This window comes from Streptomyces sp. URMC 126 (genome assembly GCF_051386555.1).
Taxonomy (GTDB): Bacteria; Actinomycetota; Actinomycetes; order Streptomycetales; family Streptomycetaceae; genus Streptomyces.
Map to the genome: position 1 here is coordinate 1 of NZ_JBPQTX010000075.1, position 25,323 is coordinate 25,323.

Below are 25,323 nucleotides of genomic sequence, written 5' to 3' on the forward strand. Positions count from 1 at the left end.
GAAGAGGGGGGAACGGGGGAAGGAAGCGGGCGGACGGCCGGGGGGTCTGTCCGCCCGCTTCCGCGTTCCGTGCCTTTCCGGGCCTTTCCGTGCCGTCCCGCCGCGCGTCGCTTCTCTGCGCGCCGTTCCTCCAGCGCCCCGCCCCGGCTGCCCGCCTCAGACCTTCGCGCCCGGCCGTGCGGCCCGCTCCGGGGTGCCCACCTTCTCGCAGTGCCCGGCCGCCGCGGCCGCGATCCGGCCCATCGCCGCGTCCCGGCCGCAGGCGAACGCGCCGAGGGCGGTCTGCCGGGCCACGATCCCCCGCTCGTCGCGCATCAGCCGCAGTCCGCGGCGGATCAGGTAGAGGACCGGCTTGCGGGCCTCGCGCAGGTCGCGCACCAGCCGGCGCCGGAAGGTCGTCGAGGGGCGGCCGCGCAGGCACAGCGCGTCGGCGAGCACGCCCAGGTCGCGGCAGCGGTCGATGATGTCGGCGGCGAAGATCCCCTCCGCCACGAAGAGGGGGGTGCGGCCGATGTCCAGCGTGCTCTCGCCGGTCCGCGAGCTGGTGGAGATGTCGTAGAGCGGGACGCCGGCGCGCCGCGTCCGGCAGAGCGCGTCGATCGCGGCGACCGCCGCGTCCGCGTCCCAGGACAGCGGGGAGTCCCAGTCGGCGCCCGTGCCGTCCGGCAGCTGGGGGAGCGTGGGGTCCGTGCCCTCCTTGTAGAAGTCGTCGAGGTTGAGCACCGGGAGGCCGGTGCCGGCGGCGAGGGACGACTTGCCGGAGCCGGACGGTCCGGTCAGCAGGATCACGCGGGCGCACGGCGTCTGGGGCGGGAGGGCAGTCACGGGAGACCAGTGTGACGCATTGGGCCGGAAGAGGGACCCCCCTGGGTCGCCGGATGCGCCGAGCGTGACCGTTAAACTACGCTGCGTGGCTGAATGGATTCCGGTCCCCGGCACGGCAGGTGGTCATGGCCTCGCACGCACGTCACGCGTTCCGTCCTTCCTCACGTCTCGCGCGTCCCCTGGTCCGGACGGGACTGACCCTGACCGCGGGGGCGGCCATCGCCGTCACGGGTGCGACGGAGGCGAGCGCCCGGCCGGCCGGCGGGCACGCCAACCGGGCCCAGGCGCAGCTCGGGCAGATCGATCTCGCCGCCGCGGGCGAAGGGGTGCGGATCGGCCTCCAGAAGTCGGTCGAGCCGCTGGTCCCGGTGTTGCGGATGCTGCCCGTCAATCCGCTCGCGGGGACGGGCTCCGACCCGCTGAACAACGCCGTCGGCACCCAGGTCGCGGACTTCAAGCCGGTCAGCACACGGGCGCTGACGGGCTCCCTGTCGGACGGCGGCAAGCTGCAGGACGTCCCGGGGCTGAACCTGCTGCCGCGCTGAGACGCCGGGGAGAACGCGAGAGGGCGGGACCGTACGGTCCCGCCCTCTCGCGCTGTCCCGCTCAGTAGGAGGAACCGCCCGCGCCCAGCGACCCCGTCGGGTGCCAGACGGTCTTGGTCTCCAGGAACGCCATCAGGCGGCCGGTGCCCGGCGCCGCCGCCCAGTCCACAGGCTGTGGACGGAGGACGCGCTTCAGGTTGTCCGCCGCGGCCACCTCCAGCTCCGTGGCGAGCTCGGCGTCCGCGCCGGCCAGGTCGATCGCGTTGACGTCCTGGTGCGCGGCCAGCGACGGCATGATCTCCGCCGCCCGGCCGGACAGGATGTTGACGACGCCGCCCGGCACGTCGGACGTGGCCAGCACCTCGCCGAGGGAGAGCGCCGGCAGCGGCGCCTTCTCGGACGCGACCACGACGACCGTGTTGCCGGCCGCGATCGCCGGGGCGATCACCGACACCAGGCCGAGGAACGACGACTCCCGCGGCGCGACGACGGCCACGACGCCCGTCGGCTCGGGGGACGAGACGTTGAAGAACGGCCCGGCGACCGGGTTCGTCCCGCCCGCGATCTGGGCGATCTTGTCCGTCCAGCCCGCGTACCAGACCCAGCGGTCGATCGCGGCGTCCACCTGCGCGGCGGCCTTGGCCTTGGACAGGCCCTCCGCGTCGGCGACCTCGGCGGTGAACTGCTCCCGGCGGCCCTCCAGCATCTCGGCGACGCGGTAGAGGATCTGGCCGCGGTTGTACGCGGTCGCGCCGGACCAGCCGGAGAACGCCTTGCGCGCCGCCACGACGGCGTCACGGCCGTCCTTGCGGGACGACAGGGGCGCGTTGGCGAGCCAGTTGCCCTTCGAGTCGGTCACCTCGTACACCCGCCCGCTCTCGGACCGGGGGAACTTGCCCCCGACGAACAGCTTGTAGGTCTTGAAGACGCTCAGTCGTGCATCAGACATCGAGGTACGCCTCCAGACCGTGACGGCCACCCTCGCGACCGAAGCCCGACTCCTTGTAGCCGCCGAAGGGCGAAGTCGGATCGAACTTGTTGAACGTGTTGGCCCAGACGACGCCGGCCCGCAGCTTGCTCGCGACGGCCAGCATGCGCGACCCCTTCTCCGTCCAGATGCCGGCCGACAGCCCGTACTGCGAGTTGTTGGCCTTGGCGACGGCCTCCGCCGGGGTGCGGAAGGTCAGCACGGAGAGCACCGGGCCGAAGATCTCCTCGCGGGCGATCCGGTGGGCCTGGGTGACGTTGGTGAACACCGTCGGCGCGAACCAGTAGCCGGACGACGGCAGTTCGCAGGCCGGGGCCCAGCGCTCGGCGCCCTCGGCGACACCGCTGTCGGCGAGCTCGGTGATCCGGGCCAGCTGCTCGGCGGAGTTGATCGCGCCGACGTCGGTGTTCTTGTCCAGCGGGTCGCCGACGCGCAGGGACGCGATCCGGCGCTTCAGCGCGTCCAGCAGCTCGTCCTGGATCGACTCCTGCACCAGCAGGCGCGAACCGGCACAGCAGACCTGGCCCTGGTTGAAGAAGATGCCGGTGACGATGCCTTCGACGGCCTGGTCGATCGGGGCGTCGTCGAAGACGATGTTGGCGCCCTTGCCGCCCAGTTCGAGGGTGAGCTTCTTGTCCGTACCGGCGACGGTCCGGGCGATCTGCTTGCCGACGGCGGTGGAGCCGGTGAAGGCGACCTTGGCGATGCCGTCGTGGCCCACCAGAGCGGCGCCGGTCGTACCGTCGCCGGTCAGGATGTTGACGACGCCCTTGGGCAGGCCGGCCTGGCGGCAGATGTCCGCGAAGAACAGCGCCGACAGCGGCGTGGTCTCGGCCGGCTTGAGGACGACCGTGTTGCCGGCGGCCAGCGCCGGGGCGATCTTCCACGCCAGCATCAGCAGCGGGAAGTTCCACGGGATGACCTGGCCCGCGACGCCCAGCGGCTTGGGGTTCGGGCCGAAGCCGGCGTGCTCCAGCTTGTCGGCCCAGCCCGCGTAGTAGAAGAAGTGCGCGGCGACCAGCGGGAGGTCCGCGTCGCGGGTCTCCTTGATCGGCTTGCCGTTGTCCAGCGTCTCCAGGACGGCGAGCTCGCGGGAGCGCTCCTGGATGATGCGGGCGATGCGGAAGAGGTACTTGGCGCGCTCCGAGCCGGGCAGCGCCGACCACTTCTCGAACGCCTTGCGGGCGGCCTTCACAGCCGCGTCCACGTCGGCCTCGGTGGCCTGCGCCACCTCGGAGAGGACCTCCTCGGTCGACGGCGAGACGGTCTTGAAGACCTTGCCGTCGGACGCCTCGCGGAACTCGCCGTCGATGAACAGCCCGTAGGAGGGGGCGATGTCGACGACCGCGCGCGACTCGGGCGCCGGTGCGTAATCGAAAGCCATGATCAGTCCACCGTCACGTAGTCGGGACCGGAGTAGCGCCCGGTGCTGAGCTTCTGCCGCTGCATCAGCAGGTCGTTGAGCAGGCTGGAGGCACCGAAACGGAACCACTCGTTCGTCAGCCATTCCTCGCCGACGGTCTCGTTGACCAGCACCAGGAACTTGAGCGCGTCCTTGGTGGTACGGATGCCGCCGGCGGGCTTCACGCCGACCTGGACACCGGTGAGCGCGTGGAAGTCGCGGACGGCCTCCAGCATCAGCAGCGTGTTGGCGGGCGTGGCGTTGACGGCGACCTTGCCGGTCGAGGTCTTGATGAAGTCGGCGCCGGCCAGCATGCCGAGCCAGGAGGCGCGGCGGATGTTGTCGTACGTCGACAGCTCGCCGGTCTCGAAGATGACCTTCAGGCGGGCGGCCGTGCCGTCCTCGCGGCGGCAGGCCTCCTTGACGGCCTTGATCTCCTCGAAGACCTTCAGGTAGCGCCCGGCCAGGAACGCGCCGCGGTCGATCACCATGTCGACCTCGTGCGCGCCGGCGGCGACGGCGTCCCTGGTGTCCGCCAGCTTCACCGGCAGGGCCGCGCGGCCCGCGGGGAAGGCGGTGGCGACGGACGCGACCTTCACGTCCGAGCCGCGCACGGCCTCGGCCGCGGTGGCCACCATGTCGGGGTAGACGCAGACGGCGGCGGTACGCGGCGTGCCGCGGTCCGTCGGGTCCGGGTTGAGGGCCTTGGCGCACAGCGCCCGGACCTTGCCCGGGGTGTCCGCGCCCTCCAGGGTCGTCAGGTCGATCATCGAGATCGCCAGGTCGATGGCGTACGCCTTCGCCGTCGTCTTGATCGAGCGGGTGCCGAGCGCGGCGGCGCGGGCCTCCAGCCCGACCGGGTCGACGCCCGGGAGGCCGTGCAGGAAGCGGCGCAGCGCACCGTCGGAGGCGGTGACATCCGCCATCGAGGCCAGTCGCTCCGCGGCTTCTTTGCCGGGGGAAGGGAACCTTAGAGGTTGGGACATGGTCACCTGATGAGCATATCTACGCGCGTAGCGCGTGTCACCCCCCTGCGACGCGGAAGCGGTTCTTCCGATTGGGGTACGGATCCCGCTTTCCCCGCGGACGTGGAGGTGATTCCTCCGTTCGCTGTCGAGGTCCCGTGACATTCGAAAGACCGGGTGATGACACAAGATCCATAGATTCTTTCCCAGCAGCACCGCCCGACTCACCGGCCCCACACCTTGAGGAAAGCGGCATGCGGATCGTCTACCCGTCCGGCGCTCGTCACCAGGAGCCACGCATGTCCCGTCGCCGTCACACCCTGCGCATCGCCCTCGCCTCCGCCGCCGTCGCGGGGGCCGTGCTCGCCCCCGTCTCCACCGCCTTCGCGGCCCCCCACACCCCTGCCGCGGCCGCGGCGAAGTCCTCACCGGTACGGACGGTGAAGCTGCTCGACGGCAGCGTCGCCAAGGTCTACAAGGGCGCGAAGGAGTACCGCGCCGAGGTCCTCACCTCGAAGGGCAAGAAGCTCGGAACCCTCGACTCCAAGCGGCCCTACCTGACCCACGAGCACATCCTCATCGAGATCGACGTCAACACGGGCAAGGTCGGCTCGGTGCGTGAGAAGGACCTCGGGCTGGGCACGGACAAGGGCTTCCACCAGGCGCGCGGCGGCAGCCACGTGGGCAACACCCCGCTCCCGGGCGGCCACGGCAACCGCGCCGCCGTCTACCAGAAGTGGCGGTACGAGCACACGGCGTTCGTCGTCTGGAACGGCAACCTCGCGGCCGTCCTGGACGCCAAGCACCCCCAGGCGCTGGTCGGCAAGGGCGGCGAGTACCTGGTCAAGCTGAACGCGCGCAGCGGCAAGGTGACCGCGCTCAAGGACAAGGGCAGCAACGGCCAGGGCTCCGCCCTCCCGTCCGGCCAGTGCGTCGCCAAGAAGACCGAGAGCATCGGCGCGGGCGCGATGGCCGGTCTGTACAACACCCCGCGCGGCCCGGAGGCCTGGCTCTACACGGCGGGTGACGACGGCCGTCCCGTCTACTTCGCCCACCTCGACCGCAAGCACCCCTCCCTCCCCAAGGACGCGGGCATCATCGCGAAGATCACCAACGTCGGCAGTGTCCAGCCGAAGTTCGTGTTCCAGACGCAGGGCGGTGCCGGCAGCCACCCGGCCACCACGCTGTTCCCGAAGCTGCCCAAGGGCTGCGTCGTGGTGAACCACGTCAAGTAACACCCCCTCGTTACACCCCGCGTCACCCCGGCACACCGCGTTCCCGCTGGTACGGGCGGTACGGCGTTGCCGTACTGCAACGTCCGGGAGGCTCGTGGTCCGGCAGAATCGGCCCATGACGAGTTCTCCAGAAGCGCCGGAGTTCGCCGAGCGCCGCTACCGCTCGGCCGCCGGTATCGCGAGCGGCGTCCTGCTGCTGGGGCTGGCCGCGTGGCTGGGCGGCGACGCGATCGTGCGGGGCACGGGCCGGACGCCCTGGCTGGCGCTGGCGGGCCTGTTGTTCCTGGTGCCGCTGGTGATCGCGTTCACCGTGCGCCCGGCGGTCTGGGCCTCGGAGGACCGTCTTCTGGTGCGCAATCCCTTCCGGACGATCACCCTCCCGTGGTCGCGCGTCGTCGCCGTCCGCGCCGGGTACTCCAGCGAGGTGCTGACGGAGGGCGCGAAATACCAGCTCTGGGCCATCCCGGTCTCCCTCCGCCAGCGCAAGCGGGCCGCCGGCCGCCAGCAGCGCGCCGCGGCGGAGGGCCTCAGCGACCGGGCCACGGTCAGCGCTTCCGACGCCCCGGACCGCTCGCCCTCCGACCAGGCCATCGAGGACCTGCGCGAACTCGCCGAGCGCTGCGCGGGCAGGGAGGGCGCGCAGGGGGAGACGTCGGTCCGCTGGGCGTACGAGCTGATCGCGCCGTCGGTGGTGGGGCTGGTGTTGTGCGTGGTGCTGTACGCGATGATCTGAGGCGGCACGAGGAGACCGGGTGGTGCGGTGCGGACCGCCCGTTCCATATCGGCTCGTGCCGTCGCTGTCCGTCTGACGAGGGCTAGAGGCGCCTGGGCTGCCGCCGACGATTTCCCCGGCGCGCTCCCGCTGCCGGTACAGGGCGTGGCGCTGGGCCCCGATGGCGTCGGGGTCCGTCTCCCCGCCGGGGCGAGGGCTTGGGTCCGGCCCGGCCGTCGGCGAGGGTGACGGGTTCTGACGGGTGCTGACGGGCGGGGGTCACCCCGCCGCGACGACGGCGGCTCGTTCCCGGCAGTCGCGGCAGAGCAGCCCGGGGCGGGCGGCGCGGAAGGCGCGTTCGCAGCCGTCGCAGGTCTGGAGGGGGAGCGGCTTCGGCGCGGCGACCGGAGCGGGCCGGGGTTCATCCGCGGGCAGCGCGGGCGGCAGCCCCCGGAGGAGCCGGTGCCGCAACAGCGCCACGGGCCGGGCGATCCGGCCCACGGGCAGGTCGGCGGTCAGCGCCCGGGTGACGTGGACGGCCTCGACGCCCCGGTCGAGCCACGCTTGGACGGCGGGGACGAGTTCCCGTACGTCGTCGACGGAGAGCAGCAGGCGGGGGTCGTACCGGCGGAGACCGGCGAGAAGGTCGGCGGCGACGGTTTCCGCCGCTCCGTCGCCCGGCCGCCGGATCGGCTGTCCCCCTGGTCGACCAGTGCCGCTCGGTTCACGGCCGTGCGACCCGTCGAGGCGGTGAGCGGAGGCGGGGGCCGGGATGGCGAAGGAAGCCGACCACGGAACCGGGCCTGACGACGGGTGCGGACCCGCGGGTGACATGGCGGCTGCCTGCCTGCCGACAGCCGGGGCGGGAGCTGATAGCGGTACGGAACCCGAGCGCGGACCGGAGGCTGTCCGCAGACCCGGGACCGGCCACGGATCCGGGTCCGGGTCCGCGGGCGCACCCGGCTCCGAAGGCCCGCCCGACTCTGAAGGTGCGCCCGGGTTTGAGGGTGCGTCCGGGGCTGAGGGCGTGCCGGGGTCCGAAGACGCACCCGATCCCGATGACGCACCCGAGCACGAAGGTGTGACCGGGACGGGAGACAGAGGATCGCCCGTAGCCGTAGCCGTAGCCGTAGCCGTAGCCGTAGCCGTAGCCGTAGCCGTGACCGGGGCGGGACGCACGGCCGGTACCAAGGGCGCCGATGGCGGCGCAGCCGCATAGGGATCGGTTACGGCTACCGTGACGGATTCCGGTCGCTGACCGGAATCCGACGGCGGAGCCGGCCGCGAGGAGACCTCCGCAGCCCATGCCGTGAGCGGGCCGGAAACCGGCTCCGGGTGCGGAGCGCCCTGGGCGGCGGGCGCCTGGCGTGCGCGAGCGGAGTCACGACAGCCGCCGCCGACCGGGTTCGGAGGCGGACCGCCCGCCCGCACGCCGGGTCGCGCCCGCCCTCGCTCCCCGTCGCCCGAGCCGCCGCCCTCGGCGTCGGACCGTCCACCGAGCCGGGCCGGGGCGGACAGGCGACGCCCGGTTGTCCCGGCCGCGTCAGGTGGTGGTGCCTCCCGGAAGCACGCCCTCGCCGCCGCGTCACGCGGTTGCTCGTGCCATCGCGTGACGGTGACGACCTGCCCGCCGGCGTTCCGGACGCGTCGCCGCTCCAGGTACCCGGCGGCCTCCAACTCCCGCAGCCCGCGCCCGATGGTCACCTCGCCTTCAGGAAAGCGGCGGGTGAGGTCCTTGATGCCGATGGGAACACCGTCCGGCAGCGACTGCACGTAGACCCCGATCCCGATCGCGACCAACGACAGCTCGCGGTGCTGGGGGAGGTGGTTGCCGACGACGGTGAAATGACTCGTGTGCCGGTGCCGCAGATGGATCACTCCACCGCGCGACCGCCCGGCGCGCGCGGACACCCGCGCGCTAAACTGCGCCTCAGTCATAGGGAAGGTCTTCGCTTCCTTGATGATCAGGCCCTCGCCCCGGGATGCCAGTCCCAGCGGGGGCCGTCTACGTTTACGGGTTGTTCGCGGCGACCGTACCGCGCCGCTCGACACCCGATCCACCGCGTCACCCGATGGTGTGACGGGGAGGGTTTGGTCGGGTATGGCTTTCCCAACTTCCTTTCTTCCAAAGGCGGGAAGCGCCAGGACGCGGTCCACCAAGACCCGGAACCGTCGATGCGGCGAGCCGCCGCCGATCCCACCCAGGCACCCCCGCCTGAGCGGCGTAGGTGACTGCTACCCGGCGCCCAGAGGCGGGTATTGCGCCCGCCGTGCGCCCCGGTGCGCCCTTGACGGATGCGATCGCCGAAGTGACGCTCGTGCAGCCAAAGGGTCGCCTGAAGGGGAGTTGACGTGGCGCTGGAGTTCTTCGGCAAGGATCCCAACACTGATGGCGATGAATGCCCTACCGTGTGGGTCGATCGGAAGAACGCGGATCTGGTCTTCCAGGGGTGGAAAACGGATGAGGAAACAGAGCGGGAATGCCTCGAATCCGGGCATATCCCGGAGACCGAGGCAGTGATCCGTTATTCCCGCCAGGATGGTTCAGCAGCTCAGGAAGGCATGCGATGCCGCAGCAGAACGCGCCGAGCTTCTCGGAGATGATCGCTGAGTGCCGCCGGTCGGCCGTTCATCTGGAGATGCGGGACGTCTACGGAATCGCCGCGGAGGCAGCCGAGTTCGAGGCGTGGAAGCGCGGAGACGACAGCAGTCGTCGCGACCGGGCGGGACGGCGTCGGGCGTGGCTCGACCTGGTGGCCGTAAGTGTTGCGAGGGGCGTCACGCTGCGGCGTGCGCGCATCGTGTCCGAGCCCGTCTCCGAGTACATCCGGTTCGAGTACGCCGGGACGGCCTTGAACGTCGAAGCAGGAGAGTCCGTTCGCTGGTTGCCTCGCCGCTACGCTTCGGATATCGCCCTGCCCGGCAACGACTTCTGGTTGTTCGACGATGAAGTGGTGCGGTTCAATCACTTCACAGGAGACGGAGCATCGGCCGGGCCGGAGGTAAGGCGCGAAGCGGAAGTGGTGCGATTGTGCGCCGCGGCCTTCGAGGCCGTGGGGGAACGCGCCGTCCCGCACGACCAGTTCAAGGTGTAGATCGAACCTCTCCTGACCGCCACACATGTCGACGTCTCCGTCATCAAGCGCGCGCACGGTCCGGGAGGCACTGGCCGGACGCCTTCGCGAACTGCGACTGGACGCCGGCCTGAGCGGGCGCGATGTGGCTGCCGCGTGTGGATGGCATCCGGCCAAGACCTTACGGCTGGAGAACGCGAAGACGTCGCCCACCGATGATGATCTGCGTGCCTGGTGCCGTGCCTGCGGGGCGGAGGACCAGGCCGCGGACCTTATCGCCACCAGCCGTACGGTCGAGTCGATGTACGTTCAGTGGCGTCGATTGCAGCGAACCGGCCTCTGTCGGCTCCAGGAGTCGTACCTTCCCCTGTACGAGCGCACACGCCGTTTCCGTGTCTATTCCACGCGCGTGATGCCGGGTGTTCTGCAAACGGAGGATTACGCGCGTTCGCTTCTGTCGGTCATCGCCGGATTCCGTGGCCTCCCTGACGACGCGGTCGCGGCTGCCAGAGCACGAGCCGCCCGCTCGCAAATCATCTATCGAGCAGGGCATGAGTTCGCTCTCCTCTTGGAGGAGGACGTTCTCTACTACCGATATGGAGACACTTCCGTACTGGCCGAGCAACTCGACCACCTGCTTACCGCCATGCGGCTGCCGAACGTGTCGCTGGGCATCATCCCGCGTACCGCCTTGCGGACGATGTGGGGCCAGGAAACCTTCACGATGTTCGATGATCAGCGCGTTCATGTGGAGCTGCTTACCGCCAAGGTCACCGTCACACAGCCCAGCGAAGTGCGGACTTACGCACGGGCGTTCGCTGCCCTTGGGGCGCTTGCCGTGCACGGGCGGCCTGCGCGAGACCTGATCACGGCAGCGATTCACTCGCTCCAGTGAGCGGCCTGCAATCGTCCGCAACCTCGTGGTTCCCGGATGCCGCCCTCTCCTAGCGTCGTGACCACCTGAGCATGTCACCACCCGAGGCCGCCGGAAGGGACACCGATCGCCCATGCCCTCCTCTGATGAAAACCCACGACAGAAGCCGCTTCGCACCCCACTGGTCGCGCCACTGATGACCGGCGACATCGAACCCTTGGACCTGGTCTCCGTCCGCGCCACCGTGCGCCGTGCCCTCCAGGTACGGGCGCGTCCGCCCCGGGCGGCGGAGGTGCGGGAGATCACCGGAACCCTGCGCGAGCACATGCGGCGCATGCTGCGGGTGGCACGGAGCCGGGTGGAGGGGATCGAGCGCGGGACGATGGCGTGGATCCAGTGGACGGCGTTGATCAACCGGGCGCAGGACGACCTGGATCGTGTCGTGGGGAACGGCGGCTTCGCGGCGGCGGTGTACATGGACGACCTCGGGCGGACGTGCCGGCGGCTCGCCGACTGCCTTGACGAGTAGGGAGCCCGTTGCGGGCGCCGGGGCGTAGCGTCGGAGCATGGCTGCGAACGAGCACCTTGGTGATCGTCTGGGGAAGCTGCGGCGCATGGCCGGGCTCACGCAAGAAGCGCTGGCGGAACGGGCCGGGGTGTCGGTCGACGTCGTGCGCAAGCTGGAACAGCGGCGCAAGCACTCCGCTCGGCTCCCTACGCTGCACACTCTGGCCCGGGGCCTCGGTGTGGAGCTCACCGCCTTGCTGGGGGATCCGCCGGGGGTTCCCTCCACCGGGCAGGCGGAGCCGCCCCGGCTCGTGGCATTGCGACGGGCGATCGCGCCTGCCCTCTTCGCCCCGCCGCCTGAACCGGACGGACCGGAGGCCGTCACGCTCCCGCTGCTCCGCTCCACGCTCGAAGAGGCGTGGACGCTGTACCACGCCGCCGAGTTCGAGCCGCTGATGGCGGCGCTGCCGGGAATCATCGCCGACAACCGCTTGGCCGCCGCGGTGGGTGACGACGCGCAACGTGCCGTCGGGCAAGCGGGTCTGGCGAAGGCGCTGCAACTCGGCGGGCATCTGTCGATCCGTCTCGGCAAGACGGATCTCGCCCTGTCCGCGCTGGAACGGGCGGTCACCGCCGCCGAGGCGTCCGGGGACCCGCTGCTTTCCGCCATGGTCTGCAACTCCGTCGCCTGGGCCTACCAGCGCCAGAACCGGCTGGACGACGCGCTGCGCCTGGCCGTGCACGCCGCCGACGGCGTCGAGCGGGTCCACGCGCGCGGCACGGAGGGCGTACGCGTCTGGGGCGGGCTGCTGATGTCCGCCGCCACCAGTTCCGCGCGTTCCGGTGACTACGACACCGCCGACGAGATGATGCGTACGGCCGAGCAGGCCGCGGGCCGCCTGGTCGCTCTGCCGCCGGCACCCAACGGCAAGCTGGTCAGCGTGTTCAGCCGGTCGTCCGTGCGCATCGAACGCGTGCGCCTCGCTGTGCAGCACGGCCGGCCGCAGGAAGCCCTCCGCCTTGCCCGGCGGATGCGGTTGAGCGCTGACATCCCGCCGTCCTGGCGGACTTGGCTGCTCCTCGACCTGGCCCGCGCGCACGCCGATGTCGGGGACGCGGCCGAGGCGGTACGGGCGCTGGAGAAGCTTCACCGCACGGCCCCGGGCTGGATGCGGCACCACACGCTCGCCGTCGCCATCGTCGTCGACCTGCTGTCCGGGCCGGCGCACCCGCCGGGGCTCCGCAGGCTGGCCGCGCTCCTGGGAGTGGAGGAACGGGCGCGGTGAAGCGCCGGAAAGTGGGACGTTGCGTCCCTGTGGCCGGACAGACCGTCACGGCAGGCTTGCCGCGCAGGAAGCGGCGGCCCAGGAACCGGAACGCCCGCCACCGATGAACGGCGCGCAGGCCCGACGGCGTGCTGCCACAGACGGAAGCAGGAGATCACCATGCCCCCAGCCGATGAGCCGACCAGCCGTGACCGCGACCCGCATCCGCCCGTCATGACGCTGATGACCGGCGATATCGAGCCCATCGACCTGGTCTCCGTCCGCGCCACCGTGCGCCGTGCCCTCCAGGTACGGGCGCGTCCGCCCCGGGCGGCGGAGGTGCGGGAGATCACCGGAACCCTGCGCGAGCACATGCGGCGCATGCTGCGGGTGGCACGGAGCCGGGTGGAGGGGATCGAGCGCGGGACGATGGCGTGGATCCAGTGGACGGCGTTGATCAACCGGGCGCAGGACGACCTGGACCGGTTCGCGGGGCGCGACGGCGAGGCTGCCTTCCGGTACATGGACGACCTGGGGCGGACGTGTCGGCGGCTTGCCGACTGCCTTGACGAGTAGGGAGGTTGGCGGAGGCGGAGCCGTACGCCGCGACGAGCCGGTGCCGGGCCTCCGGAAGCCTGCCTCTTCGTCGCCCCACCACGACTGTGCGCCGCCGTCGCCTCCGCCATCTCCTCCGGCGCCGGCAGGCCCACCCGGGTCACCAGGCCTTCGCCGATGCCGTACGCCCCGACGGTGGGACGGGGCGCGGTGGTGCGGACGACGCGTCCGGCCCGGATGTCGGCCATGCGGCCATGCCGGGCGGAAAACGGGCACCGCGTGTTCCACCTTGCGGCTCTGTCTCGACCATGGCCTAGCCGGGGCGGGTTGGGTTTCCCCCGGTGATCAGGGCGTGCATACCCTCGCCGTATGACCGGCCACGTCCGCCCCGCCCTATGCCACGCCGAGGACCAGGGCACCGCTCCCATGACTCCGAACCCGGACACCGTCCGTGCCCGCGCCGCTGCCGTTTTCGATCTCGGTGCCAGGTTGCCCGCGCCGGTTTTCCGGCATCTCGCCGACGATGCGGTGTTCTGCGAGTTCGATGCGCTGCTCACTCCGGACGCCTGGCCGGCGCTCGCCGCGCTGGCCGAGTCGCACGGCGACCGACAGGTCGATCTGCTCGTGGTCGCGGCGGACGGTGTCGCCGGACCGGCGGCGCTGTCGCTGTCCGTCGAGGCCACGCCGGACGACTACTGGGCGGAGGTCGGGTTCGACTCGGGCCGGGAGCACCTGGAGTCGATCACCATCGCGGCGCGGACGGTCGCGGTGACCGGCCCCTCCGGCCGTTGGGGCTGTTGGGGCCAACGGGACCCGGAAGTCGCCGTCGTCCGCGGCTTCCCGGACGAGGCGGCCCGGCACGATTGGCGCGCGCGGTACGGGCCGTGCCTCGACGCGGCCGGCGCGCTGACGTTCTGGCTGCCGCATACCTTCCACGACGGCTTCGTCCCGGACGCCTACGCCGCCGAGCTGATCGCCCACTACGGTGTTGCGGAAAGGGGATAGTGCCCCTGTCGCCCGTCGACGCGGCCACCTTCCATCCGGCTCGTCGGCCGGGGCGTCTAGCGGGTGGACGGGACCACCGGCGGGTGACCGACGCGATTCCACACCGAGCGGGCGCTCCGCCCGGCGAAGTCCGTGGTGACGGTGCCGTCGCTCATATGGGATCACGCGGCGATGCGCGCCGTCGCGGCGGCAGCGGACCGGACCGCCGCCCCCGCCACCCTCCGCACCGGGGCGGCGGGGGCCCGGACGGTCAGGGACACCGACGCGCGCGCGTCGGCCGCCGCTTCGGGCCCCGCCACCGCTGTCGCCGCCGTCGCGGCGGCGCCGGGCGCATCACGTCGACCGGTATCACCGCGAACACCGCGGCACCGGCCCCACCGTCGACAGGGGCACTGGGCCCCCTTGAGCCCGCTTGGAAGCGACGTTCACGCCGGCCCAGTGGCCGTCGGCTTCCGTCCGGTTCCGCCGCCGTGCCGTATGACGGCGGAGGCCCCGCCCCCGGATGTCCCGGGAGCGGGGCCTCGCAAGGCATGTGGCGGGCCGGGTCAGATGCCCGCCGCCTCCGCCAGGTCCTTCTTGATCGCGGCGAGGACGTCCGCCGCGCGGCGGCGTGCGGCGGGCAGGTCCGTCGCGGAGCCGACCGGGACGACGGCCTCCAGGTAGCACTTGAGCTTGGGCTCGGTGCCGCTCGGGCGGACGATGACCCGGGCGGCCGAGACGGTGCCGTCGGCGTCACCCGAAAGGTGGTACCGCAGACCGTCGGTCGGCGGCAGGGCCTCGGAGCCCTCCGAGAGGTCCTCCGCCGTGGCGACCGCGAGGCCGGCCAGGGCGGTCGGCGGCTGCTCGCGCAGCCGGCGCATGGCGGCGGCGATCAGGGACAGGTCCTGGACACGGACCGAGAGCTGGTCCGTGGCGTGCAGGCCGTGCTCGACCGCGAGGTCGTCGAGGAGGTCGGTCAGGGACCGGCCCTGCTCCTTGAGCCCGGCGGCCAGTTCCGCGACCAGCAGGGCGGCGGTGATGCCGTCCTTGTCCCGGACGCCCGCGGGGTCCACGCAGTAGCCGAGGGCCTCCTCGTAGGCGTAGCGCAGGCCGTCGACGCGGGCCAGCCACTTGAAGCCGGTGAGGGTCTCGGTGTAGTCGACGCCGGCGCTCGCCGCGGCGATGCGGGAGAGCAGCGACGAGGAGACGATCGTCGTCGCGAACGTACCGGTCGCGTCCTTCCGGCCGAGGTGCGCGGCCAGCAGCGCGCCCACCTCGTCGCCGCGCAGCATCCGCCAGCCCGCGTCGGCGGACGGGTCCGGGACGGCGACGGCGCAGCGGTCGGCGTCCGGGTCGTTGGCGATGACGATGTCCGGCGCCTCGCCGCGCTCGGCCGCGGCGCGGGCCGTGGCGAACGCCAGGTCCATCGCGCCCGGCTCCTCCGGGTTGGGGAACGCGACCGTCGGGAAGTCCGGGTCCGGCTCGGCCTGCTCGGCGACGACGACCGGCGCCGGGAAGCCGGCGCGGGCGAAGGCGGCGGTCAGGACGGTCCGGCCGACGCCGTGCATCGGCGTGTAGACCACGCGCACGTCGCGCGCCGAGCCCTCGGTGAGGACGGCGTCGGTGCGCTTCAGGTACGCCTCGACGACCGCGTCGTCCAGCGTCTCCCAGCCCGACTCGGGGCGCGCCACGTCGTTCAGGCTCGCCACGGCGGCGATCTCGGCGGCGATGCCGGCGTCGGCCGGCGGCACGATCTGCGAGCCGTCGCCCAGGTAGACCTTGTAGCCGTTGTCGCGCGGCGGGTTGTGGCTCGCGGTCACCTCGACGCCGGCCACGGCGCCCAGGTGGCGGATGGCGAACGCCAGGACCGGGGTGGGCAGCGGGCGCGGCAGCAGCGCCGCCTTCAGGCCCGCGCCGACCATGACGGCCGCGGTGTCGCGGGCGAAGTCCGCGCTCTTGTGGCGGGCGTCGTAGCCGATGACGACGAGGCCGTCGGCATGGCCCTGCTGCTTCAGGTACGCGGCGAGGCCCGCCGCCGCCCGGATGACCACGGCGCGGTTCATGCGCATCGGGCCCGCGCCCAGCTCGCCGCGGAGGCCGGCGGTGCCGAACTGGAGGGTGCCGGCGAAGCGGGACGCCAGCTCGGGCAGGTTCTCGGCGTCGACCAGCGCGGCGAGCTCCGCGCGGGTCTCGGGGTCGGGGTCCTCGGCGAGCCAGGTCCGGGCTCGGGTGAGGAGGTCGTCTCGCTCCTGCTCCACGATGTTCCTCCGGGGTTGTCTGCGTGCGTGCGGTTCCGCGCGGCGCGGTGTCGTGCCACGGCGGCGCGCCGTGGCGGTCGTCTCACCGTGCTACGCGCGGTGCTGTGCCCCGCGAGCGGGGCGGTGCGGCCGGACGGTCCCGGGCGGGACCGGCGTATCGGCCGGGGCTGCTGTGCCGAGCGGGGCGGCCATGTCGGTCAGGGCTGCCGTGTCGGCCGGGGCTGCTGTGCTGGTCAGGGCTTCCGAGTCTGTCGGGACTCGTGAGGCTCGTGAGTCCGTCGGGACGGGCCGGGGACGGGCGGGACGGGCGGCGGGCGGTGATGCGGTGGGTGGTGAGGCGGACGAGGGTGCGGTCGTTCCTGCTGTCACGGGTGCTCCCCCTGTCACGGGTGCTCCCCCTGTCACGGGTGTTCCCCGAAACGTCGTGAAGACCGCTTGGCGGGCCGTCGGCGACCGCCGGGAAGCCGGCGGATCTCCGGGGCCGCCTCGCCGCCGGTGGTCCCGGGAAGCTGAGCCGCTGCGTCGGGCCCACCCCGGGCCCGTACCGCCCACGGCCCGTACGGCCCACGGCCCGTACCGCCCACTGGGCCCGTACCGACCGGAAGCCGCGGGACGCGCCGGAGGCGCGGGCCCGCCCACGGCGAGCCCGCCGTGGGTGGATCCGCGCCTCCGGACGGCCGTCACGGGTGGCCCGTCACAGGCGGGGCAGCACCTGGGCCAGCAGCGAGCCCATGCGGGCGGCCGAGTCACGGCCGGCCTGGAGCACCTCTTCGTGGTTGAGGGGCTCGCCGGTCATGCCCGCGGCCAGGTTGGTGACGAGGGAGATGCCGAGCACCTCGGCGCCCGCCTCGCGGGCCGCGATGGCCTCCAGGGTGGTGGACATGCCCACCAGGTCGGCGCCCAGCAGGCGCGCCATGCGGACCTCGGCCGGCGTCTCGTAGTGCGGGCCGGGGAACTGGGCGTAGACGCCCTCCTCCAGGGTCTCGTCGACCTCCTTGCACAGGGCGCGCAGGCGGGACGAGTACAGGTCCGTGAGGTCGACGAAGTTGGCGCCGACGATCGGCGAGGTCGCCGTGAGGTTCAGGTGGTCGCTGATCAGCACCGGCTGACCCGGACGCATGCCGTCGCGCAGACCGCCGCAGCCGTTCGTCAGGACGACGGTCTTGCAGCCGGCGGCGACGGAGGTGCGGACGCCGTGCACGACGGCGGCCACGCCGCGGCCCTCGTAGTAGTGCGTGCGGCCGAGGAAGACCAGGGCGCGCTTGTCGTTGATCTTGTACGAGCGCACGGTGCCCGCGTGGCCGGCGACGGCGGCGGCGGAGAAGCCGGGGAGCTCGGTGACCGGGAACTCGGTCTCGGGGGTGCCGAGCGCCTCGGTCGCGGGAACCCAGCCGGAGCCCATGACCAGGGCGACGTCGTGGGTCTCGGCGCCCGTGAGCTCGCGCAGACGGGCGGCGGCGGCGTCGGCCGCGGCGTACGGGTCGGCCTGGATGTCCGGAGTAACTGATGCGTTCACGCGGACGAGGGTAACCGGTCGGCGCCTACGCGCGTAGATGTCGCAGGTTACGGTCTTGCGACTGTTGGTTCGTGGCATCCGACGAGGGGGGTGCGGCTTGCGCCTGGGGTGCCCCTGTCCCACCCCTTCGCCGTTTCCTGGGGGCAGGCCCCCAGGCCCCCCGAAACCGCGCTCCGCGCGGTTGTCCTCAAACGCCGGACGGGCTGGGTGGTGTGCCGGACGGGCTGAAAAGCCTCAGCACGGCCGCTTCCTGATCTCCATCACATAGTCGTGCGGCGCCCCCGCCGACTCTGCCGCGTCCGCGATCTCGCCCAGGTAGCGGGCCGACGGGAGGCCGCCCTCGTAGCCGTTGAGGACGTAGATCCAGGCCGTCTCGTCGCCTTCCAGGGTGTGGACGCGGACCCGCATCCGCCGGTAGATGCCGAGGCCGACGCCCTCCCAGCGGTCCATCGAGTCCTCGTCCATCGGGGCGATGTCGTAGAGGGCGACGAAGACCTGCGACCGCGGCTCCTCCACCACGGTGGCCAAGGCGCCCTCCCAGCCCATCTGCTCCCCGCCGAAGGTCAGACGCCAGTCGGCGAGCCAGCCCGTGCCGCGCAGCGGCGAGTGCGGGGCGCGGCGCGTCATCAGCCGCGCGTCGAGGTTGCCGGCGTACGCGGCGTAGAGCGACATGGTTCTGAGGGTACGGGAGTGAGGCGGGACCGCATTTGGGATGGCAGTCTCGTAGGGGAGGCCCGTAACGGGTCCCCGCGCCGCGGCAGGAACCACCGGAGGCCCCGGAAGGAGTCGCTTTGATGGGTGCGGGACAATGGAGTACGTGACTCGGATCGTGATCATCGGTGGCGGACCCGGCGGCTATGAGGCGGCGCTCGTCGCCGCGCAGCTCGGTGCGGAGGTGACCGTCGTCGACTGCGACGGTCTGGGCGGGGCGTCGGTGCTCACCGACTGCGTGCCCTCGAAGACGCTCATAGCGACGGCGGAGGTGATGACCTCCTTCGACTCGTCGTACGAGGAGCTGGGCATCACCGTCGACGACGGCGCCGTCATCGGGGTGGACCTGGGCAAGGTCAACCGGCGGGTGAAGCGGCTGGCGCTGGCCCAGTCGCACGACATCACCGCCTCCGTGACCCGGGCCGGCGGCCGGGTGCTGCGCGGCCGGGGCCGGCTCGACCCGGTCCGGGAGCCGGACGGCACCCGCCGGGTGGTCGTACGGGTGGCGGACGGCCGGGAGGAGACCCTGACCGCCGACGCGGTGCTGGTCGCCACCGGCGCCCACCCGCGCGAGATCCCGGACGCGCTGCCGGACGGCGAGCGCATCCTCAACTGGACGCAGGTCTACGACCTGGAGGAGCTCCCCGAGGAGCTCATCGTGGTGGGCTCGGGCGTCACCGGCGCCGAGTTCGCCGGCGCGTACCAGGCGCTGGGCTCGGAGGTCACCCTGGTCTCCTCGCGCGACCGGGTGCTGCCGGGCGAGGACCCGGACGCCGCCGCCGTGCTGGAGGACGTCTTCCGCCGCCGCGGCATGAACGTCATGGCGCGCTCGCGGGCGCAGGCCGCCAAGCGGGTGGGCGACCGGGTGGAGGTCACCCTGGCCGACGGGCGGGTCATCAGCGGTACGCACTGCCTGATGGCCGTCGGTTCGATCCCCAACACCGCCGACATGGGCCTGGAGGAATCCGGCGTCCGGCTGACGGAGTCGGGCCACATCTGGACGGACAAGGTCTCGCGCACCAGCGCTCCCGGCGTCTACGCGGCCGGCGACTGCACCGGTGTGCTGGCGCTCGCCTCGGTCGCCGCCATGCAGGGCCGGATCGCGATGTACCACTTCCTGGGCGACGCGGTGGCGCCGCTCAATCTCAAGGCTGTATCGGCGAACGTATTTACGGATCCCGAGATTGCCACGGTCGGGTATTCGCAGGCGGACGTCGACAAGGGTCTGATTGACGCCCGGGTCGTCAAGTTGCCGCTGCTGCGCAATCCCCGCGCGAAGATGCAGGGAATCCGGGACGGATTCGTCAAGTTGTTCTGCCGTCCCGGCACGGGCATCGTGGTCGGCGGCGTGGTGGTGGCGCCCCGCGCCAGCGAGCTGATTCATCCGATCTCGATCGCGGTCGACAACAATCTGACCGTGGAACAGATCGCGAACGCGTTCACCGTGTACCCGTCCCTGTCCGGGTCTGTCGCGGAAGTGGCGCGTCAGCTGCACACGCGGAAGGCCCAGCGGGAAGGCTGAGGCCCTCCGGGGCCCGGGGGGACCGGACGGTGAGCGGAGGAGGCGGCTCTCCTTCCGGTTCCCTATACCACTTCTTGGGCAGCGCGGCGAACAACTTCCGTTAGTTGGTGCAACCTGCTGAAAGCAGATGGTCGTTGGCGTTACTGTCGGTTTCGTGTTCGCTGCAGAACGTCGCCAATTGATCCTCGAAATGGTGCGTGCCAACGGAGCGGTATCGCTGCGTGAGCTCGCCCGTGTCGTCCAGACCTCCGAAGTGACCGTACGGCGTGACGTACGGGCGCTCGAAGCCGAAGGGCTGCTCGACCGCCGGCACGGCGGTGCGGTGCTGCCGGGCGGTTTCACCAGGGAGTCCGGCTTCCCGCAGAAATCCCATCTAGCGACCGCGGAGAAGACGGCCATCGCCGACCTCGCGGCGAGCTTCGTCGAGGAGGGCGAGGCCGTCGTCGTCGGCGCCGGTACCACCACGCAGGAGCTGGCCCGCCGGCTCGCGCGGGTGCCGGGGCTCACCGTGGTGACCAACTCCCTGCTCGTCGCCCAGGCGCTCGCCCACGCCAACCGGGTCGAGGTCGTGATGACCGGTGGCACCCTGCGCGGCTCCAACTACGCGCTGGTCGGCAGCGGCGCCGAGCAGTCCCTCCAGGGGCTGCGGGTCTCCCGGGCGTTCCTCTCCGGGAGCGGCCTGACGGCCGAACGCGGCCTGTCCACCTCCAACATGCTCTCCGCCAGCGTCGACCGGGCCCTGGTGCAGGCCGCGGCCGAGGTGGTGGTCCTCGCGGACCACAGCAAGCTCGGCACCGACACCATGTTCCAGACCGTCCCGACGGACGTGATCACCAGACTCGTGACCGACGAGCCCCCGCCGCACGACGAGCGGGCGGCCACCGAGCTCCAGGCCCTGGCCGACCAGGGCGTGCACATCTCGGTCGCCGGCTCCGGCGCGCAGCCGGGCACCCACGGCGAGTCCGGCCCGCCCGGCCGCCGCCGGGACGCGCCGCCCCTGCCGGGGCAGCGGCGGGCCCACCCGCTGGGCGGCGAGGGCGGCCGGCACGGCGCTCACGGCGGCCCGCACGGCCAGCCCTACCCCGGGCCCGCCCAGGGCGGCCCGCCGGGGATGCAGGCCCAACTGCGCGGCGCCGGGCCCCTGGGCGGCGAGCAGCCGCCGGCTCGCGTCGCGGACCTGGCACCGCGGCGGCGCTGAGCGGGCGCCGCGGCGCCCGCCCACGGGCGGGCCGGGGGACGGGCGGGTGCCGCCGCCCCGAAGAGCACCCGTTCGGGTGAATGCGGAAGAGGGAACGCCGGCCGGCGGACCTGTCAGTCCGCGCGGCGTTCCGGCCGGATGCCGCGCAGCGTCAGGGTGAGCAGCCGGTCCGCCAACTCCGGGTCCTCCGGCGTCTGTTCCACCGCCAGCGCGATGGCGTTGGTCAGCTGGAGCAGATCGGTGACGCTCACGTCCGCGCGGACCACCCCGGCCCGCTGCGCGCGGGCGAGCAGGGTGCCGCCCGCTTCGCGCATCGGCTGGCTGCACCGGGCGAGCGCGGACGCGTCGTCGGACTGCGCGGCCATCAGGGCCCGGGCCAGCCCCCGGTAGGTGCTGGCGTGCGCGATGACGGCCCGCAGCCAGTCCACGAGCGCCCGGCACGGCTCGGGCGCGGCCAGCAGCTCCCGCGAGCGCGCCAGCAGCCCGTCGACCTCGCCCTGGAAGACCGCGCACATCAGCGCCGTGCGGTTGGGGAAGTGCCGGTAGAGCGTCCCGATGCCCACCCCGGCCCGCCGGGCGACGTCCTCCAGCGAGGCGTCCGTGCCGTGCGCGGTGAAGGCGGTCCGCGCCTCCGCGAGCAGCCGCTCGTAGTTGCGCCGGGCGTCCGCCCGCATGGGTCGTGCTGACGTCCGTGCCGTCTCGGTCGTCATGTCCGTCCGTCCTCCCGGTCGCTCCCCGCGTTGTCAAGGATGTCATGGGGGCGGAGGGCGCTCGGCGGGGTCGTTTCATACGAACGGGCGACTGTCTGCACAGTCGCCTGTCAGTACCGTTTTTTCGATATGGAGAGCTATCCCCTCGTGGAGGCCCGCAACCGGCTCGGGCAGCTGGTCGGCCGGGTGCGGCACGGGCACGGGCACGAGCACATCGTCATCACCGAGTACGGGAAGCCGGCGGCGGTCCTGGTGCCGGTGGGGGTGATGGAGGAACTGCGACGGCTCCGGGACGAGGCGGACCTGGCGTCGGCCAAGGCCGTCGCGGAAGACCCCGCGAGCCGCTGGATCCCGTTCGACGAGGTCGAAACGCTGCTTGCCGCCGACGAGGCGGCGGAGGGGAAGCCGACCGCGTGATCGGACCGCGGTGGGGGCACACCCCGGCGTGAACGCGCTTGGGCGGTCGCGTCGCGTGACGCGCGCGAGGGCCCCGGTCGCATCCGCGCGGATGCGACCGGGGCCCTCGCGTACGGGCGAACCCGTCAGTCCTTGATCTCGCAGATCACCGCGCCGGACGACACCGAAGCGCCGATCTCCGCCGTGATGCCCTTGACCGTGCCCGCGCGGTGCGCGTTGATGGGCTGCTCCATCTTCATGGCCTCCAGGACCACGATCAGGTCACCGGCGGCGACCTGCTGGCCCTCCTCGACCGCCACCTTGACGATCGTGCCCTGCATGGGCGAGGTCAGGGCGTCGCCCGAGGCGGCCGAGCCGGCCTTCTTGGCGGCGCGGCGCTTGGGGCGGGCGCCGCCGGCGGCGGCGGTGCGGGCGATGGTCATGCCCAGCGACGACGGGAGGGAGACCTCCAGGCGCTTGCCGCCGACCTCGACCACCACGGTCTCGCGGCCCGGTGCCTCGTCCTCGTCCTCGGCCGCGGCGCCCGTGAACGGCGGGATCGTGTTCTGGAACTCGGTCTCGATCCAGCGCGTGTGCACCTTGAACGGCGTGCCGTCGGTGGGCGCGAACGCCGGGTCGGCGACCACCGCGCGGTGGAACGGGATGGCCGTGGCCATGCCCTCGACCTGGAACTCGCCGAGCGCGCGGGCGGCCCGCTGGAGGGCCTGCTCACGGGTGGCGCCGGTGACGATCAGCTTGGCCAGCAGGGAGTCCCACGCCGGGCCGATGACGCTGCCGGCCTCGACGCCCGCGTCCAGCCGGACGCCCGGGCCGGACGGCGCGTCGAAGCGGGTGACGGTGCCGGGGGCGGGCAGGAAGTTGCGGCCCGGGTCCTCGCCGTTGATGCGGAACTCGAACGAGTGACCCCGCAGCGGCGGGTCGTCGTAGCCGAGCTCCTCGCCGTCGGCGATGCGGAACATCTCGCGGACGAGGTCGATCCCGGAGACCTCCTCGGTGACCGGGTGCTCGACCTGGAGCCGGGTGTTGACCTCCAGGAAGGAGATCGTGCCGTCCTGGCCCACCAGGAACTCGCAGGTGCCGGCGCCCTCGTAGCCCGCCTCGCGGAGGATGGCCTTGGAAGCGCGGTACAGCTCGGCGTTCTGCTCCTCGGTCAGGAACGGCGCGGGCGCCTCCTCGACGAGCTTCTGGTGCCGGCGCTGGAGGGAGCAGTCGCGGGTGGAGACCACGACGACGTTGCCGTGTTTGTCGGCCAGGCACTGGGTCTCGACGTGCCGGGGACGGTCCAGGTACCGCTCGACGAAGCACTCGCCGCGGCCGAAGGCGGCCACCGCCTCGCGGACGGCCGAGTCGTAGAGCTCCGGCACCTCTTCGAGCGTGCGGGCGACCTTCAGGCCGCGACCGCCACCGCCGAAGGCGGCCTTGATGGCGATCGGCAGGCCGTGCTCCTCGGCGAAGGCGACGACCTCGTCGGCGCCCGACACCGGGTCGGCCGTGCCGGCGACCAGCGGCGCGCCGGCGCGCTGGGCGATGTGACGGGCCGCCACCTTGTCACCCAGGTCGCGGATGGCGTGCGGCGGCGGGCCGATCCAGGTCAGGCCCGCGTCGAGGACGGCCTGCGCGAACTCGGCGTTCTCGGAGAGGAAGCCGTAACCGGGGTGGATCGCGTCCGCCCCGGACTCCGCCGCGGCGGCGAGCACCTTGGCCATGTCGAGGTAGCTGGCCGCGGGAGTGTCACCACCCAGCGCGTACGCCTCATCGGCCACCCGGACGTGCAGGGCGTCCCGGTCCGGATCGGCGTAGACCGCCACACTTGCGATCCCGGCGTCCCGGCACGCACGAGCAACGCGGACAGCGATTTCGCCACGATTGGCGATGAGCACCTTGCGCACGATGGCTCCCTCCTTGAAACAAGGTGAGTTTAGGTACTGGCGACACTCTGTGCCGACCCGACGTCGAGGGTGACCTTGCCCACACGGAGCGTGAAGCGCACCTTCCGCGCACCCCGGAGACCCTTGATGTCCCACGGTACGCCGCTCTTGTCGGCCTGCGGACGGAATCCGCGTGTGGTCAAGGTCTCGGCGATCATCCGGGTGCGCCGGGGCGCATTCTTTGTGGGGTCCCTACGAACGGGCGGCGGAAAGTTTGCGGTGCGGCACGTTCGGGCGGAGGGGCGTCCGGGGCGGGTACGGGCGGTCGGCGCCTTTCGCGGCCGACGCGGGCGAGGGCGCGGTCGTACGAAGGGTGCGCGCGCTGGGGCGGGACGGACGGGAGTGACGCGGCTCGCCGTCAACTGCCGCTGTTCCGTTCCGAGTCCGGAGTAGCGTGCGGAGCCGCGCGGGTCGCACACAGGCGGGGGTGGGGTGAAGTGCGTGCGATTTCCGGGGTGTTCCCTGGGCCGGACGGGCCTCGGGGGCGTCCGAGGCGGTGACCGATATGGCACGACATCGTTGAAGAAGTCATGATCAAGCGCATCGCAGCAGCCGCCGCCCTGGCCGGGGCCGCCCTCTCCGTGACCACAGCCGCCGCGTCCGCCGCACCGCTGCCGCTGCCGGAGCCGAAGGGGCCGACGGCGAGCGCGGACGACGTCACCGCGCCGCCGGCCACCGCCACCCCGTCCCGGACGGCCCCCGCGCGGAAGGCGCCGCAGCCGACGGCGCGGCAGACCCCGCGGCGGACGGCGCCGGAGACCGGGCGGACGGCGAGCGCCGGGGAGGGGACGATCACCCCGCGGCAGGCGACCGCCGCGCACAAGGCGAGCGGCGCGCACAAGGCGACCGGAGCCCGGAAGGAGGCCGGAGCCCGGAAGGAGGCCGGAGCCCCTAAGGCGGCCCCGGCCCGATCGGCGTCCGGCCCGCGTCACGCGGCGGGCCCGCGTCACGCCGCCGGCCCCCGCCACGCCGCGGGCCCGCGCCACGCCGCCGGAAAGCAGCGGCCGAGCGCGCCCCGGACGGCCCCGGCGCCTCGGACGTCCACGAATCAGCCGCAGGCCCAGGCGCCCATGACCCAGCCGCAGCCCCAGCAGGCCCAGGCTCCCACTCCGCCCCAGGCGCCCACCCCGCC

At 72.5% G+C, this 25,323-nt stretch carries 23 protein-coding genes and 1 pseudogene; 14 read left to right on the plus strand and 10 right to left on the minus strand.

Annotation, left to right across the window (positions count from 1 at the left end; translation table 11 throughout):
• Window positions 1–156: 156 nt before the first annotated feature.
• Window positions 157–825, minus strand: a complete 669-nt coding sequence (locus ACSNOK_RS12070; RefSeq protein WP_436780619.1) for a uridine kinase family protein — start codon at window positions 823–825, stop codon at window positions 157–159.
• A gap of 125 nt (window positions 826–950) precedes the next feature.
• Between ACSNOK_RS12070 and ACSNOK_RS12075 the strand changes: the two genes are divergently transcribed.
• On the plus strand, window positions 951–1,370 hold the full coding sequence (locus ACSNOK_RS12075) for a hypothetical protein (RefSeq protein WP_436780620.1): 420 nt from the start codon (window positions 951–953) through the stop codon (window positions 1,368–1,370).
• Between the two features lie 61 nt (window positions 1,371–1,431).
• Here ACSNOK_RS12075 and ACSNOK_RS12080 read toward each other — a convergent pair whose 3' ends face one another.
• Genes ACSNOK_RS12080 through deoC form a run of 3 tightly spaced genes read right to left on the minus strand, consistent with a single transcriptional unit; the run spans window position 1,432 to window position 4,746 of the window.
• Window positions 1,432–2,319 carry an aldehyde dehydrogenase family protein gene (locus ACSNOK_RS12080; protein WP_436780621.1) on the minus strand — a complete coding sequence of 296 codons (888 nt, stop codon included), beginning with the start codon at window positions 2,317–2,319 and terminating at the stop codon, window positions 1,432–1,434.
• A complete protein-coding gene (locus ACSNOK_RS12085; protein WP_436780639.1) occupies window positions 2,312–3,748 on the minus strand; it encodes an aldehyde dehydrogenase family protein in 1,437 nt (478 codons plus the stop codon). The genes ACSNOK_RS12080 and ACSNOK_RS12085 overlap by 8 nt, the downstream gene beginning before the upstream one ends.
• Entirely contained in the window at window positions 3,745–4,746 is a 1,002-nt protein-coding gene (deoC, locus tag ACSNOK_RS12090; RefSeq protein WP_436780622.1) for a deoxyribose-phosphate aldolase, read from the minus strand. The genes ACSNOK_RS12085 and deoC overlap by 4 nt, the downstream gene beginning before the upstream one ends.
• Window positions 4,747–5,024: 278 nt before the next feature.
• Here deoC and ACSNOK_RS12095 point away from each other — a divergent pair, with 278 nt between their 5' ends.
• Together ACSNOK_RS12095 and ACSNOK_RS12100 are read left to right on the plus strand one after the other, a co-directional pair.
• A complete protein-coding gene (locus ACSNOK_RS12095) occupies window positions 5,025–5,960 on the plus strand; it encodes a hypothetical protein (protein WP_436780623.1) in 936 nt (311 codons plus the stop codon).
• Between the two features lie 115 nt (window positions 5,961–6,075).
• Entirely contained in the window at window positions 6,076–6,693 is a 618-nt protein-coding gene (locus ACSNOK_RS12100) for a PH domain-containing protein (RefSeq protein ID WP_436780624.1), read from the plus strand.
• Window positions 6,694–6,951: 258 nt separating this feature from the next.
• Here the strand turns inward: ACSNOK_RS12100 and ACSNOK_RS12105 are convergent, their stop codons facing one another.
• The gene (locus ACSNOK_RS12105; RefSeq protein WP_436780625.1) at window positions 6,952–7,506 is read right to left on the minus strand and encodes a hypothetical protein; all 555 of its coding nucleotides are present in this window, start codon (window positions 7,504–7,506) and stop codon (window positions 6,952–6,954) included.
• Window positions 7,507–9,024: 1,518 nt separating this feature from the next.
• On the opposite strand from ACSNOK_RS12105, the gene ACSNOK_RS12110 reads away from it, so the two are divergent.
• The 7 genes from ACSNOK_RS12110 to ACSNOK_RS12140 all read left to right on the plus strand — a co-directional run bounded on the left by ACSNOK_RS12110 (window position 9,025) and on the right by ACSNOK_RS12140 (window position 13,952).
• A complete protein-coding gene (locus tag ACSNOK_RS12110) occupies window positions 9,025–9,276 on the plus strand; it encodes a hypothetical protein (RefSeq protein WP_436780626.1) in 252 nt (83 codons plus the stop codon).
• Window positions 9,240–9,767, plus strand: a complete 528-nt coding sequence (locus ACSNOK_RS12115; RefSeq protein ID WP_436780627.1) for a DUF6879 family protein — start codon at window positions 9,240–9,242, stop codon at window positions 9,765–9,767. Before ACSNOK_RS12110 ends, ACSNOK_RS12115 begins: the two co-directional genes overlap by 37 nt.
• A gap of 25 nt (window positions 9,768–9,792) precedes the next feature.
• Window positions 9,793–10,641, plus strand: coding sequence for a helix-turn-helix domain-containing protein (locus ACSNOK_RS12120; RefSeq protein WP_436780628.1), 849 nt, complete (start codon window positions 9,793–9,795; stop codon window positions 10,639–10,641).
• Window positions 10,642–10,816: 175 nt separating this feature from the next.
• A complete protein-coding gene (locus tag ACSNOK_RS12125) occupies window positions 10,817–11,149 on the plus strand; it encodes a DUF6415 family natural product biosynthesis protein (RefSeq protein ID WP_436780629.1) in 333 nt (110 codons plus the stop codon).
• A gap of 37 nt (window positions 11,150–11,186) precedes the next feature.
• A complete protein-coding gene (locus ACSNOK_RS12130) occupies window positions 11,187–12,413 on the plus strand; it encodes a helix-turn-helix domain-containing protein (RefSeq protein ID WP_436780630.1) in 1,227 nt (408 codons plus the stop codon).
• Between the two features lie 159 nt (window positions 12,414–12,572).
• Window positions 12,573–12,968 (plus strand): DUF6415 family natural product biosynthesis protein, encoded by a 396-nt coding sequence (locus ACSNOK_RS12135; protein ID WP_436780631.1) that lies wholly within the window; start codon window positions 12,573–12,575, stop codon window positions 12,966–12,968.
• A 348-nt stretch (window positions 12,969–13,316) separates the two neighbouring features.
• Complete coding sequence (locus tag ACSNOK_RS12140; protein WP_436780632.1) at window positions 13,317–13,952, plus strand: hypothetical protein; 636 nt, start codon at window positions 13,317–13,319, stop codon at window positions 13,950–13,952.
• 545 nt (window positions 13,953–14,497) lie between these two features.
• On the opposite strand, the gene ACSNOK_RS12145 is transcribed toward ACSNOK_RS12140, so the two are convergent.
• The 3 genes from ACSNOK_RS12145 to ACSNOK_RS12155 form a co-directional block, all read right to left on the minus strand.
• A complete protein-coding gene (locus ACSNOK_RS12145) occupies window positions 14,498–16,189 on the minus strand; it encodes a phospho-sugar mutase (protein WP_436780633.1) in 1,692 nt (563 codons plus the stop codon).
• Window positions 16,190–16,883: 694 nt separating this feature from the next.
• Window positions 16,884–17,705, minus strand: a complete 822-nt coding sequence (locus tag ACSNOK_RS12150; RefSeq protein WP_004943861.1) for a purine-nucleoside phosphorylase — start codon at window positions 17,703–17,705, stop codon at window positions 16,884–16,886.
• A 234-nt stretch (window positions 17,706–17,939) separates the two neighbouring features.
• Window positions 17,940–18,377 carry a gamma-glutamylcyclotransferase gene (locus tag ACSNOK_RS12155; RefSeq protein ID WP_436780634.1) on the minus strand — a complete coding sequence of 146 codons (438 nt, stop codon included), beginning with the start codon at window positions 18,375–18,377 and terminating at the stop codon, window positions 17,940–17,942.
• 136 nt (window positions 18,378–18,513) lie between these two features.
• On the opposite strand from ACSNOK_RS12155, the gene ACSNOK_RS12160 reads away from it, so the two are divergent.
• Both ACSNOK_RS12160 and ACSNOK_RS12165 read left to right on the plus strand, forming a co-directional pair.
• Window positions 18,514–19,938 carry an NAD(P)H-quinone dehydrogenase gene (locus tag ACSNOK_RS12160; RefSeq protein WP_436780635.1) on the plus strand — a complete coding sequence of 475 codons (1,425 nt, stop codon included), beginning with the start codon at window positions 18,514–18,516 and terminating at the stop codon, window positions 19,936–19,938.
• 127 nt (window positions 19,939–20,065) lie between these two features.
• A complete protein-coding gene (locus tag ACSNOK_RS12165; RefSeq protein ID WP_436780636.1) occupies window positions 20,066–21,136 on the plus strand; it encodes a DeoR/GlpR family DNA-binding transcription regulator in 1,071 nt (356 codons plus the stop codon).
• A 113-nt stretch (window positions 21,137–21,249) separates the two neighbouring features.
• Here ACSNOK_RS12165 and ACSNOK_RS12170 read toward each other — a convergent pair whose 3' ends face one another.
• A complete protein-coding gene (locus ACSNOK_RS12170) occupies window positions 21,250–21,810 on the minus strand; it encodes a TetR/AcrR family transcriptional regulator (protein WP_436780640.1) in 561 nt (186 codons plus the stop codon).
• A gap of 165 nt (window positions 21,811–21,975) precedes the next feature.
• Between ACSNOK_RS12170 and ACSNOK_RS12175 the strand changes: the two genes are divergently transcribed.
• Entirely contained in the window at window positions 21,976–22,263 is a 288-nt protein-coding gene (locus ACSNOK_RS12175) for a type II toxin-antitoxin system Phd/YefM family antitoxin (RefSeq protein WP_436780637.1), read from the plus strand.
• A 125-nt stretch (window positions 22,264–22,388) separates the two neighbouring features.
• Here the strand turns inward: ACSNOK_RS12175 and ACSNOK_RS12180 are convergent, their stop codons facing one another.
• Complete coding sequence (locus tag ACSNOK_RS12180) at window positions 22,389–24,152, minus strand: acetyl/propionyl/methylcrotonyl-CoA carboxylase subunit alpha (protein ID WP_436780638.1); 1,764 nt, start codon at window positions 24,150–24,152, stop codon at window positions 22,389–22,391.
• A 569-nt stretch (window positions 24,153–24,721) separates the two neighbouring features.
• Between ACSNOK_RS12180 and ACSNOK_RS12185 the strand changes: the two are divergent.
• Window positions 24,722–25,323: pseudogene (locus ACSNOK_RS12185) on the plus strand (hypothetical protein); the annotation flags it as partial.

Excerpts from the sequence above, each read along its gene's own strand:
- ACSNOK_RS12075 (WP_436780620.1), top strand. The coding sequence starts at position 951 with ATGGCCTCGCACGCACGTCACGCGTTCCGTCCTTCCTCACGTCTCGCG.
- ACSNOK_RS12080 (WP_436780621.1), bottom strand. The coding sequence starts at position 2,319 with ATGTCTGATGCACGACTGAGCGTCTTCAAGACCTACAAGCTGTTCGTC.
- deoC (WP_436780622.1), bottom strand. The coding sequence starts at position 4,746 with ATGTCCCAACCTCTAAGGTTCCCTTCCCCCGGCAAAGAAGCCGCGGAG.
- ACSNOK_RS12095 (WP_436780623.1), top strand. The coding sequence starts at position 5,025 with ATGTCCCGTCGCCGTCACACCCTGCGCATCGCCCTCGCCTCCGCCGCC.
- ACSNOK_RS12100 (WP_436780624.1), top strand. The coding sequence starts at position 6,076 with ATGACGAGTTCTCCAGAAGCGCCGGAGTTCGCCGAGCGCCGCTACCGC.
- ACSNOK_RS12105 (WP_436780625.1), bottom strand. The coding sequence starts at position 7,506 with ATGTCACCCGCGGGTCCGCACCCGTCGTCAGGCCCGGTTCCGTGGTCG.
- ACSNOK_RS12115 (WP_436780627.1), top strand. The coding sequence starts at position 9,240 with ATGCCGCAGCAGAACGCGCCGAGCTTCTCGGAGATGATCGCTGAGTGC.
- ACSNOK_RS12120 (WP_436780628.1), top strand. The coding sequence starts at position 9,793 with ATGTCGACGTCTCCGTCATCAAGCGCGCGCACGGTCCGGGAGGCACTG.
- ACSNOK_RS12125 (WP_436780629.1), top strand. The coding sequence starts at position 10,817 with ATGACCGGCGACATCGAACCCTTGGACCTGGTCTCCGTCCGCGCCACC.
- ACSNOK_RS12130 (WP_436780630.1), top strand. The coding sequence starts at position 11,187 with ATGGCTGCGAACGAGCACCTTGGTGATCGTCTGGGGAAGCTGCGGCGC.
- ACSNOK_RS12135 (WP_436780631.1), top strand. The coding sequence starts at position 12,573 with ATGCCCCCAGCCGATGAGCCGACCAGCCGTGACCGCGACCCGCATCCG.
- ACSNOK_RS12140 (WP_436780632.1), top strand. The coding sequence starts at position 13,317 with ATGACCGGCCACGTCCGCCCCGCCCTATGCCACGCCGAGGACCAGGGC.
- ACSNOK_RS12155 (WP_436780634.1), bottom strand. The coding sequence starts at position 18,377 with ATGTCGCTCTACGCCGCGTACGCCGGCAACCTCGACGCGCGGCTGATG.
- ACSNOK_RS12160 (WP_436780635.1), top strand. The coding sequence starts at position 18,514 with ATGGAGTACGTGACTCGGATCGTGATCATCGGTGGCGGACCCGGCGGC.
- ACSNOK_RS12165 (WP_436780636.1), top strand. The coding sequence starts at position 20,066 with ATGGTCGTTGGCGTTACTGTCGGTTTCGTGTTCGCTGCAGAACGTCGC.
- ACSNOK_RS12170 (WP_436780640.1), bottom strand. The coding sequence starts at position 21,810 with ATGCGGGCGGACGCCCGGCGCAACTACGAGCGGCTGCTCGCGGAGGCG.
- ACSNOK_RS12175 (WP_436780637.1), top strand. The coding sequence starts at position 21,976 with ATGGAGAGCTATCCCCTCGTGGAGGCCCGCAACCGGCTCGGGCAGCTG.